Below are 20,740 nucleotides of genomic sequence, written 5' to 3'. Positions count from 1 at the left end.
TCCGCCGAAATTAGCGCGTGAAATCCACAGGCTTCGTGACCGGATCGAAGTAGAAACGCAGGCCGGCGTTCGCATAAGCGCCGCTGAGGTTGACTTCGATGGGACGCGAGCCGCCGATCACCTTCAGATACGTGCGCTGACGGGTAACCGGATCCCAATAGGTGAAGTTGCTGGTGTTGGCAATACGGCCGCCGCCGCCGAGGATGACGCCGACGCGCTTCGTGACCAGAAGTTCGGCATTCACGCCACCGATAAGACCGAACGCGCGGCCAACGGCGTCATAGACGAAGCTGCTGTTCAGACGGTCCTGAACCTGAAGTTCGGCATTGTAATAGGAAAGACCGGCGCCGAAATCCACGTGGAAGTAGTCGGTGATCGTCGCTACAGCGTTACCCTTGACGAAGAACTCATTGGCATGCATCAGCATCTGGGCGGACGTCGTGTCCGTGCCGAACTGCTGCTCTGCCTTGTTTTCCACGTCCAGGAGCGCGTTGAAGCCGATTTCCCACATCGCATGCTTGCTGGGCCGGAAAAGCAGGCTGAAGCCGCCCATCGGTCCCTGATCCTTCTCGGACAGGGTCGTAGCGATGGAATGCTTCTTCATATCGTTTCTCAACGACTCGATTCCGGGAGTGACATCACCCATGTCGTATTTGCCGAAGCCGCCACGGACTTCGACGCCGTACTTCTGGGGGCTGTCCCAGGCAAATGCGGTGCTGGAACCCACAAGGAGGACCACGATGAAGCAAATCAAAACGGTTCCAAAGAGACGAAGCATGATCAAAGCCTCCATTAAAAAATGGCAAATGGTTTATGCGTTAGGCGCTCAATTCACCGAGCGTGGAGTGTTCGTATCGGACGTCGCAACATGTCCGCGAAGCTGGTCCAGACGCTGCTTCGCGCTCTTATCGTTCGGATGCCGCGTGACCCAGCCGTCGAGCAACGACTCGGCGCCGGCAGCGTCACCCATGTTCTGATAGCACTGCAGCAGGCCGCCAATGGCCTGGCCGTCATCCTGATTCAGTGCAAGGCACTTCTTGAAATAGTCCGCGGCAATCGAGTAGGCTCCGGCGCTGTACATCTCCCTGCCCACCGTGTAGTACTGATCCGTGCCGGGATTTTCCCCGATAGCGTCCGCGATTAACTTATTGGCCTTGGTCATGTCGTTAAACGACGACGCCCAATAAGCGGCGAGACGCAGTTGCTGCTCGGGCCGCAGATCCGGACGGGATGAGGCGGTTTCCAGCCGGCGGCGGTACTCGTCAGGCTTGCCGAGATCCGAGTACATGCGCCCGATCTGCACCGACAGTTCCGGATTGCTGATAGGCCGCACCGCTTCGGGAATGGCTTCTTCCATTCGCTGCATGACCGCCAGAGCCTTCTGCCGGTTGCTGAGCTTGTCGAAATTGCGAATCAGCTCGTCCGTTGACTTCGAAGGCAATTCCGCCTGCGGCGCCGAGTCGGGCAGGGTCGAATAATAATACGCCAGTTGCAGGAAGCCGGAACGGTAGTTCTGCAGCAGCTTCTCGATATTGTCGTCGTAGTGGACGTTCGGATCGTTGATGCCGCGGAAGTGGCCGTTGAAGGTCGTGAAGAAGTTGCGGCGGACAGCGTCGGCGTCCATCGGCACGTTTTTGTGCGGATTGATGCGGAACACCAGCCCCTCGAAGGTCAGAAAGTCCCGCAGACCAATCATGTTGCTGTTGGCGCACGTCACCGCGAAATAGATCGGGCGCGGCACCGGGGTCTTCGACGGATCGAAATTGGTCCGGAGAATGTCCAGAATCAGAATATCCTGAACCCGCAGGAAGTTGTTCTGCCGGTCCTTCTGGTCCTGGCTGATGGGAATGAACATCGCCGCGGGCATGGTCCATACCATCTTGCCATCGGGAGTATTCAGCTCCACCTTCTGCTTTTCCGGCGGCCAGTAGCGCTTCAGCAGAGCTTCGGAATCATGCTCGTCGAGGTAGCGGTCAATGTAGCTGTCGGTGAAGGAAATCGGCACCTTGGGCTCGCGGTTCTTCATCTGCTTGATATACCAGCCGGTATTCAGCAGGCTCAGATTCGCGACACGAACATCCGTGCGGACGTGCTTCACCTCCTGCAAGAACCAAACCGGGAACGTATCATTATCACCGTTGGTGAAAATGATTCCGTTTTGGGCGCAGGAATTCAGCATATTATAGCTGTAATCCTCGGCGACGTGGTTGCCGCTGCGCTTGTCGATTTCGTAGTTGCGCGCCAGCATAATCACCGGACTCAGCAGCACTAACAGGCCTGCCGTCCCCAGGGCCAGCGTGTTGGATGACGGCAGGTTCTTGACCCGCTCCGCCACCCATTCGATCACCGCCGACGCACCTATCCCGATCCAGATCGCAAAGGCGAAGAATGCCCCCACGTAGGAGTAGTCCCGCTCGCGCGGCTGTGGATTGTCCTGATTCAAATATAAGATGATCGCGTACCCGGTCATGAAGAACAGGGTGGCGATGACAAACCAGCTTTTTTTGTCCTTGGAGAACTGGTAGGCAAATCCCGCCAGTCCCAGCAAAAACGGCACGCACGTAATGATCCCCAGCCAGCGCGCACCCCCTGAAAGTTCGCCGGAGGAAAGCAGGGACACCACCGAGTACTTCGGGGAAACGCCCGCGTCCTGGAACTCGTTGTGCGGCGCGCCTTCACGCCCGATAAACTGCCAGAACAGGTAACGGTTGAACATCTTGTTCACCTGGTACCGCCAGAAATAATCGCTGGCGCTATGGTACTCAGGATCGTTGTTCCAGTACCGCGGGAAAATCGCGCGGTCACCGTACTGTTCGCGGTTCAAATAGGAAAAGAAGCGCGCTGGGGTATCCGGGTCGTTCTCGTCGATGCCCGGGTTCATCCCCGACCGAATGTAAATCTCCATCATCGCCGAATAACCGACGATAATCAGCAACGCGCCCGCAGCGGCCACGGCGATGATACCGTGCTTGTTCTTCACAGACCACCACATGATCGCGCCCACAGCCAGCGTAATCAGCAGCGGCGCCATCGCCCCGATCCGGCTCGCCGACATCGGCAGCCACTTGACAATGCCGGGGTAAACCAGAATCAGCGCCATCAGCGTTCCGGCCAGCATAGCGATGAACGAACCCATCGCAAACTCGCGGCGGCGGAAGTAGATCACCAGCGCCAGTGCCGGAATGGTCAGCACGTTCAGCAAGTGGACGCCAATCGCCAGCCCCATCATGTAGGCGATGAGCAGCAGCCAGCGTCCGTTATCGGTTTCATCGGCCTTCTCGTACCAGACCAGAATCAGCCACACTACAATATGGGTGAAGAACTGGCTGGACGCGTAAACCTCCGATTCGACCGCATTAAACCACATCGAATAAGACCAGGCCAGACTCAACGAACCGACAATACCACCGCCGTACGCGATGATCCTGTCCATCGTAGTCTGTTCCGGTCCGCGCAGCATGCGCATGACGCGCACGATAATCAGATACGCCAGCATAATCGCCAGCGCGCTTGCCAGCACCGACATGTAGGTCACGCGGACCGCGACGTCGGAGGACAACGGCAGAAGAGAGAAAATGCGCCCCAGCAACAGGAACATTGGAGTCCCCGGTGGGTGAGGCACGGCCAATGTGTAGGAACAAGCCGCAAATTCGCCGCAGTCCCAAAATGACTCACTGGGAGCCATAGACATGGCATAGACAATCAATGCCACGACGAAGACAAAAGCAGCGCACCACCGGTTCGTGTCGAATTTCACCATTCTGCTATCAGTTGAGTAAATGTTTTCTGTTTTTTCACGAAGTAGCGCCAGACGACACTGCCGGGAAAAATCACATGGTCCAGTTCCCGATCCGATACCGTACGCATTCGTTGCACCCGCCGGCGTTTAGCCACAAGCATCGGCAGATGTGTAAGCATGTACCAATATGCTGCAAGCACCGCGGCGGACCGTTTGGGCTCCTTGCGGAACAGCGACGTCGCCACCGTAATGCTGTCCAGCAGCCATCGTACAGGCAAATTCCGCAGGAGCCGTCCGATGCCGTAATTTTTGAACAGCATCACCAGGCTATTGCGGTGATTGTAATAAATCTTATGAAACCGTTCTGCCGAAAGGGCCGCACCCGAATAGTGGTAGACAACGCCTTTGGGGGCTACCCGGACTTCCCACCCCATCAACCGATACCGCCAGCACAAATCAATCTCTTCCATATGCAGGAAGAAATCCGCATCCAGCATTCCTGCCTGAAAATATGCCGTGCGGCGCGTCACCAAGGCAGCGCCAGTGGCCCAGAGCACCGGAACCACGTCATCATATTGACCGTGGTCTTCCTCAAGGCAGTCAAACACCCTGCCGCGCAGAAACGGGTACCCGTACCGATCCAAAAATCCGCCGCTTCCCCCGGCATACTCAAACCGTGAACGGCGCTGTAAGGCTCTGAGTTTCGGCTGAACGGCCGCCAGACGCGGCTCAGTCAGCAACAGCTCCATCGACTGGTCCAGCCAATCCGGCTCGACTTCCACGTCGAAGTTCAGGAGCACTACAAACTCACTGTCCACCTGTTCAATGGCAGCATTATACGCCCCACTGTACCCAAGATTCTCCGTAAAGGCGATGATTCTGACGCCGGGATAGTGTTCTTGGAGGTACACGAGACTGCCGTCAGAAGAGTTATTATCTGCGACGACGAGTTCGAGGGGAGAATACGAGGTGTTTTGGAGGGTCTCAAGGCAACGAGGTAAAAAATCTAAGCCATTGTAATTAAGTACAATAACCGAGACTGTCGGTCGAACTGCCTTGGAAACGTGTTCGGACATGCAAGTCGAAGAAGTTAAACAATCTGCACGCCATTGTCAAGCAAAATCATTTGCCCCGCACAGCTAAGCTCAGATTGTCAGACCGCCGTCATTTCCCTGCTAAATTTTCTCCAGAGACTGCAGCGGAATCCAGCCTTTCCGGCCATCTACCAGCCGGACATTCACCCAGCCGGACAGGCTTTCACCGATCTGCACGCGAGTTCCCTCATGCAACGAGAACAACTGCTTGGACGCATCATCCGGTGCCGAATAGGCATCGGTCTTGGTCGCCATGACCACGCCATAGGGTCGGGCATCCAGGCTGGCCCGCCAGACATACCATGCTCCGGACAAAACATAGAAGACAAGCAGCACCACTGTGACCGTCTTCAGGGATTGCCGCAGTTTTGGGGCTCCAAGTCGCCCTGCCACCAGAAAGGCCGCGCAGGCAAAACCGAACGCATAGAAGAGCATGGCTAATTCATGCAAACTGAAGTGATCCCGCACAGAGTCGACCCAGTTCCAGACCACGAGGCGTACAGAGGGCTCGATCTTGTCGACGGTTGCCATCCGTGTCAGGTCCAAATTGCCCACCACGTCATGATCCCGGGGCAACAATTTGTGTGCCCGTTCATAATTGAGGATTGCCAGTCCGTATTTCTTCGCCCGAAAGTAGGCGTTGCCCAAGTTATAGTACAGCGGGCCGCTGACTTCTCCCTGACGCACCACGTTCTCCCAGGCCGTAATCGCTCCGTCGATGTCGTTGGAGCGATAGAGCCGCAAGCCCTCTTCGAATCCTGACCGGGCATCGGCCAGCGCCAAGCTGGACAGTGCCAGCAGCGCGAACAGGAGAATGGAGATTCTCTGAGTCATGTCCGCGCTCCTTCCTTCACCTGCGCACGCCCCAGCTTGTCCACGACTCCGCGCGTCATCTCAATCAGAGCCTGCAAGGATTTCGTCGAGCTGAGTCCCGCCGCAAAGCGCGCCATATCACATTCCCGCTGCACGTTCAGCACATCCTGCAACAGTGCATCATCAAGATGTTCCGCCTGCCAGCATTCGGCCAGATGCTCCGCCGTCAGGTCGGCAACATCGATTCCAATCGCCCCGGAAAGAACGGTATCCATGGAAGCCGCCACATGATGCAGTACCGCTTCGGACTTGCCGGCCTTCAGAGCTTTCTGTGCCAGGTCAAGCTGCTTTTGCGCTTTGAGCACGGCTCCCCGCCGGCCTCGGCTAAGGCCTTCCCGCTTGCGCGAAACCAGCACCACCGCAGCAACAGCCGCCCACGGCGCCAAACTGAGCCCCCAGAATCCAAGCCCCATGTGGGGAGGATCGCCAAGGGTTTGAAAACTTCCGGGATTGGTTTTGACAAACGCGATGTCGGTGGACACGCTCTCCACTTTGCGCTTCTCGGCAATGGTCTGTCCCGAATAGGCCGAAGCGCCTGTCCCCTTCTCGACCTGCAGCGCCAATTCGGGTGCCGTTGCCGTGGCGTAGCTGTTCCTGTCCGGATCGAAGAACGGGTAAGCAATCGCCGGAATCACCTGTGCGCCCGGTGCGCGGGGAATCACCACGTACTTGAAGGTCTTAACGCCGTTGATGTCCGCCTGCGTGCGGCGAATATCGTCGCTGGCTTCCGGATCGTAATGGTCTACATCCGTCGGGAAGCTGATCACCGGCGCGGGCAGAGTTTTGATATTGCCCGTTCCGGAAACCGTCACGGTCAACGTCACCGCGTCTCCGGTCTTGCAGGCATTGCGGTCCAGTGCCGCCTGAATCTTGTAGTTTCCCACCGCGCCTGCAAACCCCGTCGGCACGCTGACTTGTGGCAGCGGCTTAACGGTGATCTTCACGCTGGGAGACTGCACCTCAATCGGTTCAAGCTGCGAGCCCATTCCGAAGAAGGGATCGCTGAAAATGTCCAGCGGATCGCGCGAACGCTGCCGCCCCGAGCGCTGGATCCTCGTGCTGATGGATAGCGGCTCAACCGTCAGATTGCCCACGCTGGTCGGAAAGATCGCGATCTTCTTGAATGTTGCCGTATTGTACGCCCGGCCATTAATGACTTCCCGGCTGACCGTCAACTGCGACGGAATCGGATAATCTTCCACCCAAAAGCCTGTAGTTCCCGGTGACTTGGTGGGCTCGAGATTGGAAATCTGCGATGCAAAATAAATCTTGTACGTCAGGGTGAGCTGCTCGCCCAGATACGCTTCGGTTTTGTCAGGGATCACCCGGATAAACACATCCGCATTCTCACCGCTTCTGCCGCTCCCCGGCGCGGCGGCCCCCGCCGCAAGAACATTCACGGTGACCGGGTCGCTCTTGTATTCCTTCCCCTTGTACTTGACCACCGCCTCGCCGATCCGCGCCGTGCCGGCTTCCCTGGCCATTAAGGAATAGCTGTAGCTGATGGTGGAGGACGCGCGGCCATTCACAATCGAAAAGTTGGTGCTGGTGTAGGGTCCGCCTGCCAGTTGCAGTTTCTCCAATGCCGGAAAGGTGGGCGCACTCACGCCGCTCGCCCCACCGGAGAAGCTGAGAATCAAGGTCACCATCTCCCCGACTCGCACGGTAGTGTGGTCCACCGACGCGGTGAGCTTCTCCTGTGCAAGCGCCGGAATGGTGAGTGCCAGCAGGCAGATCCAGACAAATGCTCTCACCAATCCTTCTCCCGTTTTGCGCGCGCAGCAACCTTCACCTTCTTGGCGTCCTTCAGGGCTTTTTGCTCATCCTGCAACAAGGCATTGAGCAGCCGCTCCGCATCCTGCTGGCTCATCTGCTGACCTTGCGGCGGCGGTTGTTGTTGCTGCTGGTCCTGCTGTTGCTGGTCTTGTTGGTTCTGTTGCTGCTGCTGGTCCTGCTTCTGCTGATCCTGCTGATCTTGCTTCTGCTGGTCTTGTTGATCCTTTTGATCCTGCTTCTTCTGGTCCTTCTGATCCTGATTCTGGTTCTGCTGCTGTTGCTGCTGTTGCTGCTGCAACATCCGCCGGGCCAGTTCAAGGTTATACTTGGCCTCGAGGTCTTCCGGATTGCGTTTCAGGGATTCCACATAAGCCCCGGCTGCCTTTTCGTATTCCTTGCCCTGAAAGAGGCTGTTGCCAAGGTTGTAGAAGGTCTGTGCCTGCTCGGCCTTGGACTCGCGGGGATTCAGCGACCCCTGAAAAGACTGCGCCGCATTGGAGTAATCCCCCTTGTCGTACAGCGCGTTGCCCATATCATAAAAGATAACCGAACTGTCGCCCTTCTGCTGCAAGGCGCGGACATAATGGGTCAACGCGTTGTCCGCGTCCCCCTTGGTCGCCGCCTTGTTGCCGGACTTCACCTGCGTGCGCGGCGATCCATAGGCCAGGCCGATGCTCAGGATGGCCGCAGTTAGCCATAAGAGTAGTCTCATTGCGCCTCCTTCACTTTGCGGGTGCGCATCATTTTCGGCGCGGTCCGCACAATCCACAACTTTCCCTTACGCTCCGACAGGAAGAACTCACCCAGCAGCAGCAGCAGCGCGGGCAGCACCAGATACTGGAAGCGGTCCTCAAAAGCCGTAAACTGCTTCTTGCCGAACTCCGTCTTCTCCATCGAGGAAATATCCGACCAGATCGCGTCCAGTTCCTTGCCGCTCTGTGTGCCATGCAAATACTTGCCATTTCCGGCATCGGCAATCTGCTGCAACAGAACTTCATTCAGCCGCGTCACCACAACCTGCCCGGAGGGGTCCCGCTTGAAACCGTTATCCGTCGGCTTACCGTTCTTCATCGGAATCGGCGCGCCGGAGGGCGTTCCCACCCCAATGGTGTAAATCCGGATGCCTTCTTTGGCCGCCTCTTTGGCCGCGTCAATCGCCGCCTGCTCGTGGTCTTCCCCATCAGTGATAATCACCAGCACCTTGCTTTTGACTTCCGGCGAGTTGAAGGCTTTCTTGGCCGCGTCAATCGCATCGGCAATAGCAGTTCCCTGTTCCGGCATCAGATCCGGGTTCATCACCTTGGTCAGCAGCTTGGCTGCGCCGTAATCGGTGGTCAACGGACAATGCACAATGGCCGTCCCGGCAAAGGCCACAATGCCTACTCGGTCACCCTTCAGGCCATCCACAAACTTGGAAATCTCATGCTTGGCATTTTCCAGCCGCGACGGCGACAGGTCCTCACACAGCATACTGGTGGACAGATCCACCGCCAGCATGATGTCAATCCCCTTCTTCTTGACCTCTTCGAGCTTGGTGCCCACTTGCGGGTCCGCCGCCGCCACAACCAGCAGGCCCCAGGCAATGATCCAGAGAATCATCTTCGCCCGCAACCGGGTAAAGCTCAGGGAATAGGCCACGCGTTCCAGCAGGCTCCGCGCCACAAACGCCTCGCCGGCTCGCCGCCGGAGCTTCAGCATCACCATCATTCCGGCAACCCACACCGGCACCAAAAGCAGCAGCCACAACATCCACGGATGGTCGAAGCGGATCATGGCAGCTTCCTCAGCAGAGTGGCCGATAGCAGAAACTCCAGAGACAGACACAGCAGCGCCGCCCACAGCCACGGATTGTAAAGTTCCGCCACCCGGCGGTACTCCTCCACGTCCACGCGTGTACGCTCCAGCTTATCGATCTCCTTATAGATATCGGCCAGCTTCTTCTCATCCGTTGCCCGGAAATATTTGCCACCGGTCAGGCTGGCGACCTGCTTCAGCATGTCCTCGTCAATATCCACCGGCATGTTCTGGTAATGCTTGCCGAAAATATCCTGCACCGGAAACGGCGCATAGCCTCGCGTGCCCACGCCCACCGCATAAATGCGAATCCCCAGCGCCTTGGCCGCTTGCGCCGCCGTCACCGGGTCGATCTCGCCGCGATTGTTCTGGCCGTCCGTCAGAAGGATGATCACCCGGCTCTTGGCCTTGGACTCGCGCAGCCGGTTAAGAGACGTCGCCAACGCCATGCCGATGGCCGTGCCGTCCTCCACCATTCCCAGCCGCAAATCGCCGATAAGGCTGACCAGAATCGAATAGTCCGTTGTCAGCGGGCATTGCGTAAAGCTCTGTGCCGCAAACGGCACGATGCCGATGCGATCAGACACACGGCCTTTGACAAAATCTGCCGCCACATTCTTTGCGGCCTCGATGCGGCTGGGCTTTAAGTCCTCCGCCGCCATGGACCCCGATGTGTCCAGGCATAGAATGATGTCGATGCCCTCCACATTGCTCCGGGTTTCCCTGCCGAAGGCCTGCGGCCTGGCCATCACCACACAAAGGAAGCCAATCCCCAGCAGCCTGAGCACGAACGGCAGATGCCGCATCCACGTGCGGCCTCCCGAGAGCCCCTTCAAATGAGTCAGAGTCGGGTAACGGAAGTCGCTGCGGCGCTGGCCTTCCCGGAAAAAATGGAAGTAGATGAGCACCGGCAGGATGAGCAGTCCCCACAGGAATTGCGGATGGGCAAAGGTCATGCGGCCTTCTCCTCCGCCAGTTCCGGTTGCGGGCGCTCTTTGGTGAGGTCTACCAATTCGAATCCGGAGTCGATGTGCGCTTCACACATCCGGAAATCCGGTACATGCTTGGCAAACTTCACCAGATCCGCTTCCCGCAGCACAGGCAGCAGTCTCTGTTCGAGAGCGTCGGGCAGGGAAGACTCTTCCAAGTGCCGCGCCAGATCGAAGGTGGTCATCTCCAGCGCCGGGAATTCGTAGCGCCGTTCCAGATAGCGTCGCATAATCAGGGAGTATTCGCTGAAAAACTCTTTGAGCATGCCGCGCGCCGGATAGTTCTTGCTTTTGAGTTCAATCAGGCTGCGCACGGCTTCATCGTGAGGTGGCAAGAGCGGTATCGCCGCCGCGGCCTCTTCCTTGGCCTTCCGCGAGAAGAATTTGCGCCAGATCCACCACGCCGCAAAGGCAATAGCAATCCCGGCGGGAAGCCACCAGTAACCCAACAATTCTCGCCACTGGAAAGGATGCTCCCGGTACGGCTTATTGGGCCGGATCGCCGCCGCCGTATCCGGTGTCACCGGTGTAATCGCCACCGACACCGCCGGAGTGTACAGCGTCTCCGCCGCCGCACCGCGTCCCAGCACCACAGGATAATCCGAGAGGGTGAAATGTCCGGTGTCGTACAGAGCAATGGTGTAACCGATAGTCGCCTGCGAAGTCAGCCGCGAGGAATCCACCTTCAGCACACTGACCTTGTCCTCAAGCCTCCGGGGGAATTGCACCGTGCGCCCGCCCGCACCGTTCAAACGCAGTTCGAGCCGCAGCGTATCGCCCACATGCGCCATTTGCGGAGCCAGCGTCGCCGCCACTTCCGCCGAGACAGCCGCCGTGGACAAGACCGCTAAAATGAGAAAGACGAGGGCTGCGCGCATATTATCGTCGCTGCTCCCGTCTTCTGAAGAATTGAATCAAGGGTTTCACATAGTCCTGACCGGTGCTCAAGGGCAGATAGTCCACACCGGATTTCTGGCACTGTGACTTCACCGACGCCTGCCACGTGCGGAACCGCGTTTCAAGCTGCTTGCGCACCCGCGCCGAGGAGGTATCCACCCACATAGGGGATCCGTTCTCCGCGTCATGCAGCCGCACCAGCCCCACGTCCGGCAGCAGATACTCGCGCGGGTCGGTCACGTGCACCGCCGTCACATCATGCTTCCGTCCTACAATCCGCAGCGCCTTCTGATAGTCCTCATCGATGAAATCCGAAATCAAAAAGGTAATGGCCTTCTTCTTGATGACGGAGTTCATATATTCCAGCGCGCCTTTGATATCCGTTCCCTGCCGCTGGGGCTCGAAGGTAATCAACTCGCGCAGAATCCGCAGGATGTGACTCCGGCCTTTGCGCGGCGCGATGAACTTCTCGATCTTGTCCGTAAAGAGCAGCAGACCGACCTTGTCATTGTTCTTGATCGCCGAAAAGGCCAGCACCGCCGCCATTTCCGTGGCCATCTCCACCTTCATGCTGTCGCCCGAGCCGAAGTTGGAACTGCTGGACACGTCGCAGAGCAGCATGACAAGCAACTCGCGCTCTTCTTCGAAAAGCTTGATATACGGATGCCCCATGCGCGCCGAGACATTCCAGTCAATGGCGCGCACGTCATCTCCCATCTGGTATTCACGCACCTCGGCGAAGTTCATGCCTCGGCCTTTGAATACCGCATGGTACTCTCCGGACATGATCTCGTTCACGACCCCGCGGGTCTTGATCTCGATCTGCCGGACCTTCTTCAGGATCTCACGCGTTTCCAAGGCAAGAACTCAGGGTACTTCGATGGTGTTAAAAATCTTATTGACGATGTCTTCGGAGGAGATATTCTCCGCTTCAGCTTCATAGGTGACCGTCACGCGATGACGCAGGACGTCGAGCCCCACGGCGCGAATGTCCTCAGGCACCACATACCCGCGGCGGCGCAGGAAAGCATGCGCCCGCGCGGCCTTCAATAGATAGATAGAGGCGCGAGGCGATGCCCCGTACTGAATCAGCGGCTTGAGATCAAGCAGCTTGTGCGTTTCCGGCTGCCGCGTGGCAAAGACCATGTCCAGCACATAGGTTTCGATCTTGGGATCTACATAGATCCCTTCCACCAACTTGCGGATGCGGTGGATTTCGTCGGGCGACACCACAGCGTTCACAGTGGGGACTTCCGCCTGCGAATACGCCCGCATGATCTTCACTTCATCTTCCCGGCGCGGGTAATCGATCTTGATTTTGAGCATGAACCGGTCCACCTGCGCTTCGGGCAGCGGATAGGTTCCTTCCTGCTCAATCGGATTCTGCGTAGCTAAGACAAGAAAAGGATCCGGCAGCGGATAGGTGGCGTCCCCGATCGTGACCTGCCGCTCCTGCATGGCTTCGAGCAGAGCGGACTGCACCTTGGCGGGCGCGCGGTTGATCTCGTCTGCTAAGACAAAATTGGCGAAAATCGGTCCCTTGCGGGTGGTGAAGTTGCTGTCCTTCTGGTTGTATACCAGCGTGCCCACCAGGTCGGCAGGCAGAAGGTCCGGAGTAAACTGGATGCGCTGAAATTTCGCCTGCATGGTGGCGGCGAGAGTCTTGACCGCCAGAGTCTTTGCAAGTCCGGGAACACCTTCGAGCAGCACGTGCCCCCCGGCAAACAGCCCGATAAGCAGACGTTCCATCATATAGCGCTGGCCGTAAAGGACTTTCCCCGTTTCCGCCAAAATACGGTCGGCCAGTTCCGATTCGCGTTCGATCCGTATGGTGATCTCTCGAATGTCCTGATCCATTTGCCTCCGCTGAAGCTTGTTCCGTGCGTTACTATGTAGGTTAGACTCGAACGGTATACAAAGAAACATCCCGCAAAGTTCCGAGTCCCAAAAAATAGATCCCCGATAGGGGATCTAATCCGAGCAATTGAGTAAACTTCAAGACCTACCGGGTGGAATCTGACTTCGCAAGCGTACTGTCCTTGGCGAGGATCTTGTTCAGTTCGTCGATCTCGTTGACATCTTTACCCAAATGGTCCAATTCCCACTGAGCATCCTTGACCAGCGCGTCTTCAGGGTAGTTATGCAAAAACGTCTGATACGCTTGCTTGGCCATGTCCATATTCTTCATGTGGTTAGCATAAAGATACCCGACCATGAATTGACACTGGGCCGCTTGGGGTGACTTGGGGTAGCGCTTGACGATTTCCTGATAAGCCTGAATCGCGGAGGGGAAGTTGCTTTCTTCCTGAGCCTTCTTCGCCTTCTCAAACAGTTGTTCCTGGGACGGGCCCTTGGCACAACCGGCGATGGCAGCCATCAAGATCAGAACCAGCAATGTGCGGGTACTGCTCTTCAGCATGTAACACCTCATGGTTAAGCTTGCTATAAAATCGCCCCAATATACACCCGAAATCAGTAAGAATCAAGACCTTTTTGCGCCACTGGCAGCGTCAGCACAAAGGTCGCTCCTTCTCCTGCGCGTGAATATGCCTCAAGACGTCCATTATGGTTACGCATGATCTGCGAGCATATGGCCAAGCCCAAACCAGAGCCCGAAGGCTTTGTAGTAAAGAATGCTTCGAATATTTTGTCCAATATGTCCGGTGTGATTCCCGGTCCCGTATCGTGCACCGCAACTTGCACTTCACCGTCCGATTCGCTCGATTCGAAGGTCATCGTTCCGCCGCGCGGCATCTCCTGCAACGCATTGCGGACCACGTTCAATAACACCTGCCGGATCTGCTGCCCGTCGGCCCACACACGTGGAATCTGCGGATCAAGCTTATAGGCCACATGCACCGAATTGGGATTGATCTCCTGCCCCATGAAATGGACCGTCTGCATGACGAGCGCATTCAAATCCAGTTCGGTAAAACGCGGCACCGCGGGCCGGGTAAACTCCAGCAGCGAAGACAACATATGCTCGAGCCGGTCTGTCTCCTCGAGAATAATCTCCAGTTTGCGGCGATTTTTGTCATTGTCGCCTAAAGAAGAATACACCGTGCGCGCAAAACCGCCGATGGCCGTCAAGGGATTGCGGATCTCGTGCGCCACGGATGCCGCTACCTCGCCAATCGCCGACAGGCGCTCGGTCTTGATCAGCCGGTCGCGGCTCACTTTCAAATCCTGGTTCGCCAGCGTCAGTTCATGCAGCCGCCGTTCGAGACTGATGAGCAACCGGCTGCGCTCAATCGCCGACGCCGCGCTGTTGGCAAAAAGCTTCAGGCGGTGCAAATCATCGTCCCGAATCCGCCGCCGGGTAAACAGATTATCCACCAGCAGCACACCCATCACATCATCCCGCGTCACCAGCGGCACAATGGCAAACTCCGGCGGAGAATATAACGCTACAAATTCGCCGGGCAGATGGGCGTCTTCCACTCCGGTATCTACGCGGATGGCCTCCCGGTTGCGAATCGCCCGCGCAAACACATTTTGCTCATTATCCAGCGTCACCACAAAATGGCGCGCGAATTCGAACGATGTGTCGGCATCCTCGGGGAAGGAGCGAATCATCTCTTCAAGAATCTCCGAGAGCGACAGCCCCTTGGCGGCCAATTCGCCCCAGATCCGCCCCGCCTCTTCCGCCGTGCGCGGTCCCAATCCCGCTTCGCCGCGCAGTTCATTGTTCAGCTTGTCATAGCTGAGAATAAACGCGCGATTGAAGCCAAGCCCCTTACCCGCCGTCACACCGGTTAGCGCAATCCCCATCACACTTTGCAGATCCACCGCCGATTGCAGGGCGTCGCTGACCTCGGAGAGCACCTGCAATTCCATCACGCGCTCTTCCAGCACCTCGTTCATGTGCTTCTGTTCGGTGATGTCGCGGATGATCGCCTGATAATACCTCCGCCCTTCCAATTCATAGACGCTGGCCGCCGTGTCCACCAGCACCTCATGGCCGTCTTTGCAGATCAGCGCCGCGTCTTCGAACCGTCCGACACCCGCGTTCATCACCTCGCGAATACGCTCCTGGACCTCATAGATCCGCTCCGGCCGCCGCAGGTCCAGCACCGATTTGGACAGCAACTCCCCCCGGGAGTATCCGGTCAACTTCTCCGCCTGCGGATTTGCGTCCACAATAGAATAAGTTTCCGGATCGATCAGCAGGATGGCATCGTACGCGTTTTCCGTCAGCGCGCGGTAGCGCCGTTCGGACTCGGCAATTTGCTCTTCGAGACGCCGTTTCTCCGTCACATCATGCGCAATACCCAGCGCACCCGTAACCTGCTCGCCTTCCATAATCGGATTGGCCGATACGCTGACCACCACTTCCCCGCCATCCGCGCGGCGCATGGTCAAATCCAGCGAAACGACCTGCCCTTTCAGGATAGATGCGAAAGCCTGCCGCAGCCGTTCGGCGTCCTTTTCATCCTTCACGTAGTTCGTGGCTCCCAGCCCCAGCATGTCGCGCCAGTGTATGCCCAACTGGTTCCACACCTGCCGGCTGACAAACGTGAACTTGCCTTCCCGGTCTACGCGGAAGATGACGTCGCTGACATTATCGATCAGCGTACGATACATGGCCTCATCTTTTTCCAGCGACAAGCGCAACCTGAGCTGTTCAATGGCTTCGGCCACGCCGCCGACGCAGGTCTGCATGGCCCGCACCGCATCATGCGGCAGCGGAACCTGCGCCGGACATATCAACTCTACCAGGCCGACCCACTGCCCTTCTCGCGCGCGTAGTGGAAGCAGCAACACGCTGTGATCAGCCTGTTCATCCGCCTTCACCTCAACGCTCTTCTTGTCGCCCTCGCCGAACAAACCCAGCAGTTCGCGGTAATGCTTATCGGCCTCAAACGGTGATAAGTCAGGCTCCGGCACCGATTGCGCGTAAAGCACACCGCCCTTGCGGCGGTCTTCCACATACACCGCGCAAGACGTTACCTGCCCGCAGGCACCCAGGCGGAGCGCGGCCAACCGCAGAATCTCATCGATTGCGGAAGCCCGTTGCACTTCCGCCAGAGCTTGAAACAACGGCAAAAGCCAGCTTTCGGCCGGCGCGCCATCACTCAGAGCGGTGGACAGAGTAATCTTTTCTGTGGAGGTTTCTTGCAAATAGACCTGAATGCGAAATAAGGTTTAGCCTGGAGGCCAGCCGAATTCCCGGCCGGACAGCAGATGGACATGCAGGTGGAAGACCGATTGTCCTGCCTTCTCACCATTATTGATCACAACCCGGAATCCATCCTGTTCCATGCCGAGGTCGTGCGCCAGCTTTGCTGCGGAAAGCAGCAATTTCCCCGCCAACTCCCCATCCGACTCCCGAAGGTCGGCTAACCGGCCCACATGCTTCTTCGGCAGGATCAATACATGCTGCGGGGCCTGCGGGGCGATGTCCCGGAAGGCAAAAACGTCCTCGGTCTCGAGGATTTTGTTCGAGGGAATCTGGCCCGAAATAATCTTACAGAAAATACAATCGTTCATGTCTTTGCTCGTGGTGTCCGCCTCGCTGCCGCCGCTGCTTTGTGTTTCCTCATCTTGCGACGATGTAACCGCTGCATCTCCGGTTTGTGGCGTCCCATGATACTCCTCCTTTTTGAACATAGCTCAAAGCGGATTCGGATTCTAATATGCGTAACCCACTCGATATTAGCAAGGGCCTCGCATCACCGAATGGCGCCAATCCCTGCTCTATCCTCTACAAGGAGGTCTATTGTTCAAATTAACAACATACTAAGACACGCATTGCACCCGCTTTGGGTTCCTATGGCCGGCAGAAGTACTCATAGAGCCCACAAATCCCTTCCGTATCCTCTTGACATTGAAGGCGAAGATGCTTAAATTGGCGGGTCCTTTCCGGAGTAGCTCAGCGGTAGAGCGGGTGGCTGTTAACCACTAGGCCGGGGGTTCGAATCCCTCCTCCGGAGCAAAATCCTTCCACAGAAGGCCCAAAAGGTCTTGAACCACCCGGTTCAAGACCTTTTTCTATTTACAGATAGAGCCGGTAATCCGCATCATTGGATGTACATATCGCAATACGGCTGGAATTGCAAACATCCAAGAAAGATATTACCTTATGGGTTGCGAGGCAATTCGACCTCTCTTTGGGCGACTTTCGGCGACTTGCCGGGCCGCCGCGCGCTCTTCATGACCTTTGACTCGAGGATAATTTTCATGGATTCTGGACCACATATCAGCCCCGCTTCCCGCACCGAGCACATCCAGTATGCCGTGCGTGACATCGTTGTGCTTGCCCAGCAGGCCGCCAAGAGCGGCAAAGAGCTGCTGTATTTGAATATCGGCGATCCCAACCAGTTCGATTTCGAGACCCCGCCCCACATCGTCGAAGCGGCGCACCGCGCAATGCTCGACAACCTGAACGGCTATTCTCCTTCCTCGGGTATCAAATCCGGCGTGGCCGCCATTGAGCGCGAAGCGCACCGCAAAGGCATCGACAATGTGCTGGACCTGTTCATCACATCCGGTGCCAGCGAAGCCATCGAGATCTGCCTGACGGCACTCGTCAATCCCGGCGAGAATGTGCTGCTTCCCACGCCGGGCTATCCGCTTTACAGCGCCATTCAGTCCAAGCTTGAGATGACGGAGAACCCATATTACCTCGACGAGAGCAACGGCTGGCAGCCCGATCTGGCGGACATCGCCTCCCGCATCAATGATAAGACGCGGGCGATTATTCTTATCAATCCCAACAACCCCACGGGTTCGGTATGTGATGAGAAGACGATGCGCGGCATTATCGACCTCGCCCTCAAGCACAATCTCGTGATCTATGCCGATGAGATCTATGACAAGCTCATTCTGGACGGCGGCCGTCATATTTCCATCGCCTCTTTGAACAAAGATGTCTCCTGCATCACCTTCAATGGGCTTTCGAAGTCCTATCTGGCTCCCGGATTCCGCATCGGCTGGGGAATTGTCAGTGGCCGCGAACCTGTGATGCATGATTACATCGAGGCGATCAACAAACTGCTGCGCGCACGCCTCTGTGCCAACCATCCGATTCAACATGCCATTGCGCCCGCGCTGGGTGACAATCAGGAGCATCTTAAATCCGTGATTGCCAAACTCACGCGCCGCCGTGACATCACCACCGAGCGCCTGAATGCCATTCCGGGAATCTCCTGTGTACCGGCCGAGGGAGCTTTTTACGCGTTTCCGCGTCTACACATCGAAGAACCGGATGACGTCTGGGTGCGCCAGTTGATTATGGAAACCGGCGTGGTCGTGGTTCCCGGCAGCGGATTCGGTGAACGGCCCGGCACCCGCCACTTCCGCGTTGTCTTCCTCCCCACCGAAGCGGTGCTCGAAAGGGCCTTCACGCAGATCGAACGCTTCATGGAATCTTATCTGAAAAAGCACGCAGTCATCAGCAAGGCGGTTAACGATTCCGCCCTTGCCTGAATACCATAACCAAATCGCTCCACTCGCATATGAGGAGAAACACATGTCCCGTTTTATCGCCCTCGCGGCGCTCATCGCTTTTTGCTTTACTCTGGGCTTTGCGGCTGACGCCGCCGTTGCGCCGAAGACCTTCGGCAAGACCGTCACGCTGAAGGAAGCCACCCCGATTGCCAAGATCAACACCGAACCGAATACCTTCAAAGATAAAGACGTTCTGGTCAGCGGCAAGGTTATCAATGTTTGCCAAGGCGTCGGTTGCTGGCTGGAAGTGGAAGCCGCCGACAGCTCTCGTATTATCTGCAAGAGCATGGATGAGAGCATTCATTTCCCCAAGGATTGCGCCGGTTCTATGGTTACCGTGCAGGGCAAGGTTGTTGTCGACGCCAAAGCGTCCGGTAAGGCCGAAATGAAGTCCGAAGCCGGCATGGCCCCGCACGCCTGCCCGGCCCCCAAAGTGAAGATCGCCATTCATGGCGCCGAACTGCAGCTTGCCGCCAGCACCGAGAAGAAGGCTGAAGCCGCCGTCGAAATCAAAGCAGCGCCGAAGGCCGAGGTCAAGGAAGCGGTGAAGGAAGAGAAGAAAGAGGAAAAGAAGGAAGAAAAGAAGGACGAGAAGAAGTAGTCTTCCCCTTTCGCGTTCTCTCCAGAGCATACGCAAAACCCCCGGCAACTGCCGGGGGTTTTCTGTATGTAATCGAAACAGGATAATCGTTTTACGGGGCCGACAGCGTTACCAGTCTCAGAAGCTGTTCCGGGAAAATGCCGATCAGCAGAACCAGTACGCAGGATATGACCAACGCGTAGCGATAAGATGCAGGTTCGGTAAAGGACACATCGCCGTCGGGCTTGTTCATATACATCAGTGTGATGATCCGCAAATAGTAGTAAGCTCCCACCGCGCTGTTGAGCAAGGCCACGATGGCAAGGCCTACATGCCCCGAGCCGATGGCCGCCGAGAACACATACAGCTTGCCGAAGAAACCCGCCGTCGGCGGAACCCCCGTCAGCGAGAGCAGGAACACCACCATCGTCACACCCAGCAGCGGATGCTCAAGGCCAATCCCGCGGAACTCATCGAATCCGTATCCCGCGTTCTCCTTGCGGTTGATCAGAATAATCACCGCAAACGCGCCGAGGTTCATCAGGGCATAGGCTATAAGATAATACCCAATCGCCGCAAACGCCGTTCTGCCGGCCACAATACCCACCAGCAGATAGCCCGCATGCGCAATCGAGGAGTAAGCCAGCATCCGCTTGACGCTGCTTTGCCGCAGCGCCACCACGTTGCCGACGGTCATGGTCAGGATGGCCAGCCACGTGAGCGCGTCTGTCCACAGGGACGATGCCGGCTGCAGAGCCACGCCAAACACCCGAATCAAGGCCACGAACGCCGCCGCCTTCGGCCCGGTGGTCATGAAGGCCGTCACCGTTGCCGGCGAGCCATCGTAGACATCCGGCGACCAGAAGTGGAACGGCACGGCCGCCACTTTGAAAGCAAATCCGACCAGCAGCAGCGCCACTCCGGCCACCAGCATCAGATTTGGCTGATACCCCGCGGCCAAAAACGCGCCAATCGCTTCATAGTCCACCGATCCCACCGTCGCATACATCAGCGCCACACCATAGAGGAAGAACGCCGACGAGAACGATCCGAGGATCAAATATTTCATTCCGGCTTCAGCCGACTTCACATCCGCCCGCTGCAATGCCGCAAGAACATACAGCGAGATCGACATCGTCTCCAGCCCGAGAAAGAACACCAGCAGATTCGCCGCGGAAACCATCACAATCATGCCGAAGACCGCCGTCAGCAGCAGGGCATAATATTCTCCGAGCCGCATACTCTTGAAGCGCAGATAGTACGGCGAAAACATGACCGTCAGAATGCCGATCACGGCGAACAACACCTTGAACAACGAGGAGAAGCCATCGGCGAAAACAGTCCCGCTGAACACGGTTCCGCCCTTCCCCCACACGGCAATCGCCGCCACGGCGCTGGCCGTCAGTCCAAGACACGACCAGGCAGGCAGCACCCACGTGGCCCAGCGGCCGCGCTTGGCCGAATCCAGCACGATCACCAGCACAGCCGTCAACACCACGAGGGTCTCCGGCAGTACGGCCAAATAGTCGGTTGTGGAAAGGGGATTCAC

The 20,740-nt window shown here is 57.2% G+C and carries 17 protein-coding genes and 1 tRNA gene; 3 read left to right on the top strand and 15 right to left on the bottom strand.

Going from position 1 to position 20,740, the window contains the following annotated elements; all coding sequences use genetic code 11:
- Nucleotides 1–10 precede the first annotated feature (10 nt).
- The 14 genes from VGL38_02050 to VGL38_01985 all read right to left on the bottom strand — a co-directional run bounded on the left by VGL38_02050 (nucleotide 11) and on the right by VGL38_01985 (nucleotide 16,772).
- Entirely contained in the window at nucleotides 11–778 is a 768-nt protein-coding gene (locus VGL38_02050; GenBank protein HEY3294200.1) for a hypothetical protein, read from the bottom strand.
- Between the two features lie 48 nt (nucleotides 779–826).
- Nucleotides 827–3,760: a DUF2723 domain-containing protein gene (locus VGL38_02045; protein ID HEY3294199.1), complete on the bottom strand. Its 2,934-nt coding sequence runs from the start codon at nucleotides 3,758–3,760 to the stop codon at nucleotides 827–829.
- Nucleotides 3,754–4,815 carry a glycosyltransferase family 2 protein gene (locus tag VGL38_02040; protein HEY3294198.1) on the bottom strand — a complete coding sequence of 354 codons (1,062 nt, stop codon included), beginning with the start codon at nucleotides 4,813–4,815 and terminating at the stop codon, nucleotides 3,754–3,756. The genes VGL38_02045 and VGL38_02040 overlap by 7 nt, the downstream gene beginning before the upstream one ends.
- A 99-nt stretch (nucleotides 4,816–4,914) precedes the next feature.
- Complete coding sequence (locus VGL38_02035) at nucleotides 4,915–5,667, bottom strand: tetratricopeptide repeat protein (protein HEY3294197.1); 753 nt, start codon at nucleotides 5,665–5,667, stop codon at nucleotides 4,915–4,917.
- On the bottom strand, nucleotides 5,664–7,460 hold the full coding sequence (locus tag VGL38_02030; GenBank protein HEY3294196.1) for a BatD family protein: 1,797 nt from the start codon (nucleotides 7,458–7,460) through the stop codon (nucleotides 5,664–5,666). The genes VGL38_02035 and VGL38_02030 overlap by 4 nt, the downstream gene beginning before the upstream one ends.
- Complete coding sequence (locus tag VGL38_02025) at nucleotides 7,457–8,194, bottom strand: tetratricopeptide repeat protein (GenBank protein ID HEY3294195.1); 738 nt, start codon at nucleotides 8,192–8,194, stop codon at nucleotides 7,457–7,459. Before VGL38_02025 ends, VGL38_02030 begins: the two co-directional genes overlap by 4 nt.
- On the bottom strand, nucleotides 8,191–9,255 hold the full coding sequence (locus VGL38_02020; GenBank protein ID HEY3294194.1) for a VWA domain-containing protein: 1,065 nt from the start codon (nucleotides 9,253–9,255) through the stop codon (nucleotides 8,191–8,193). The genes VGL38_02025 and VGL38_02020 overlap by 4 nt, the downstream gene beginning before the upstream one ends.
- Nucleotides 9,252–10,232, bottom strand: a complete 981-nt coding sequence (locus VGL38_02015; GenBank protein HEY3294193.1) for a VWA domain-containing protein — start codon at nucleotides 10,230–10,232, stop codon at nucleotides 9,252–9,254. The genes VGL38_02020 and VGL38_02015 overlap by 4 nt, the downstream gene beginning before the upstream one ends.
- Nucleotides 10,229–11,143 (bottom strand): hypothetical protein, encoded by a 915-nt coding sequence (locus VGL38_02010; protein HEY3294192.1) that lies wholly within the window; start codon nucleotides 11,141–11,143, stop codon nucleotides 10,229–10,231. Before VGL38_02010 ends, VGL38_02015 begins: the two co-directional genes overlap by 4 nt.
- A gap of 1 nt (nucleotide 11,144) precedes the next feature.
- Nucleotides 11,145–12,020: a DUF58 domain-containing protein gene (locus VGL38_02005; protein HEY3294191.1), complete on the bottom strand. Its 876-nt coding sequence runs from the start codon at nucleotides 12,018–12,020 to the stop codon at nucleotides 11,145–11,147.
- Nucleotides 12,021–12,029: 9 nt separating this feature from the next.
- Nucleotides 12,030–13,019 carry a MoxR family ATPase gene (locus VGL38_02000; protein HEY3294190.1) on the bottom strand — a complete coding sequence of 330 codons (990 nt, stop codon included), beginning with the start codon at nucleotides 13,017–13,019 and terminating at the stop codon, nucleotides 12,030–12,032.
- Nucleotides 13,020–13,164: 145 nt separating this feature from the next.
- Nucleotides 13,165–13,581 (bottom strand): tetratricopeptide repeat protein, encoded by a 417-nt coding sequence (locus tag VGL38_01995; protein HEY3294189.1) that lies wholly within the window; start codon nucleotides 13,579–13,581, stop codon nucleotides 13,165–13,167.
- A gap of 53 nt (nucleotides 13,582–13,634) precedes the next feature.
- Nucleotides 13,635–16,283, bottom strand: a complete 2,649-nt coding sequence (locus VGL38_01990) for a PAS domain S-box protein (GenBank protein ID HEY3294188.1) — start codon at nucleotides 16,281–16,283, stop codon at nucleotides 13,635–13,637.
- 24 nt (nucleotides 16,284–16,307) lie between these two features.
- On the bottom strand, nucleotides 16,308–16,772 hold the full coding sequence (locus VGL38_01985; GenBank protein HEY3294187.1) for a histidine triad nucleotide-binding protein: 465 nt from the start codon (nucleotides 16,770–16,772) through the stop codon (nucleotides 16,308–16,310).
- Nucleotides 16,773–17,023: 251 nt separating this feature from the next.
- Between VGL38_01985 and VGL38_01980 the strand changes: the two genes are divergently transcribed.
- The 3 genes from VGL38_01980 (at nucleotide 17,024) to VGL38_01970 (ending at nucleotide 19,212) form a co-directional block, all read left to right on the top strand.
- A tRNA-Asn gene (locus tag VGL38_01980) sits at nucleotides 17,024–17,095 on the top strand.
- A 247-nt stretch (nucleotides 17,096–17,342) separates the two neighbouring features.
- The gene (locus VGL38_01975) at nucleotides 17,343–18,590 is read left to right on the top strand and encodes an aminotransferase class I/II-fold pyridoxal phosphate-dependent enzyme (GenBank protein ID HEY3294186.1); all 1,248 of its coding nucleotides are present in this window, start codon (nucleotides 17,343–17,345) and stop codon (nucleotides 18,588–18,590) included.
- A 43-nt stretch (nucleotides 18,591–18,633) separates the two neighbouring features.
- Nucleotides 18,634–19,212 carry a DUF4920 domain-containing protein gene (locus VGL38_01970; protein HEY3294185.1) on the top strand — a complete coding sequence of 193 codons (579 nt, stop codon included), beginning with the start codon at nucleotides 18,634–18,636 and terminating at the stop codon, nucleotides 19,210–19,212.
- 91 nt (nucleotides 19,213–19,303) lie between these two features.
- Here the strand turns inward: VGL38_01970 and VGL38_01965 are convergent, their stop codons facing one another.
- Nucleotides 19,304–20,740, bottom strand: a complete 1,437-nt coding sequence (locus tag VGL38_01965; GenBank protein HEY3294184.1) for an NADH-quinone oxidoreductase subunit N — start codon at nucleotides 20,738–20,740, stop codon at nucleotides 19,304–19,306.

The sequence above is a fragment of the bacterium genome, assembly GCA_036504735.1.
Lineage (GTDB): Bacteria > Electryoneota > RPQS01 > RPQS01 > RPQS01 > DASXUQ01.
The sequence above is the reverse complement of the archived record's forward strand: the minus strand, read 5'-3'. Positions and strand labels throughout refer to the sequence as shown.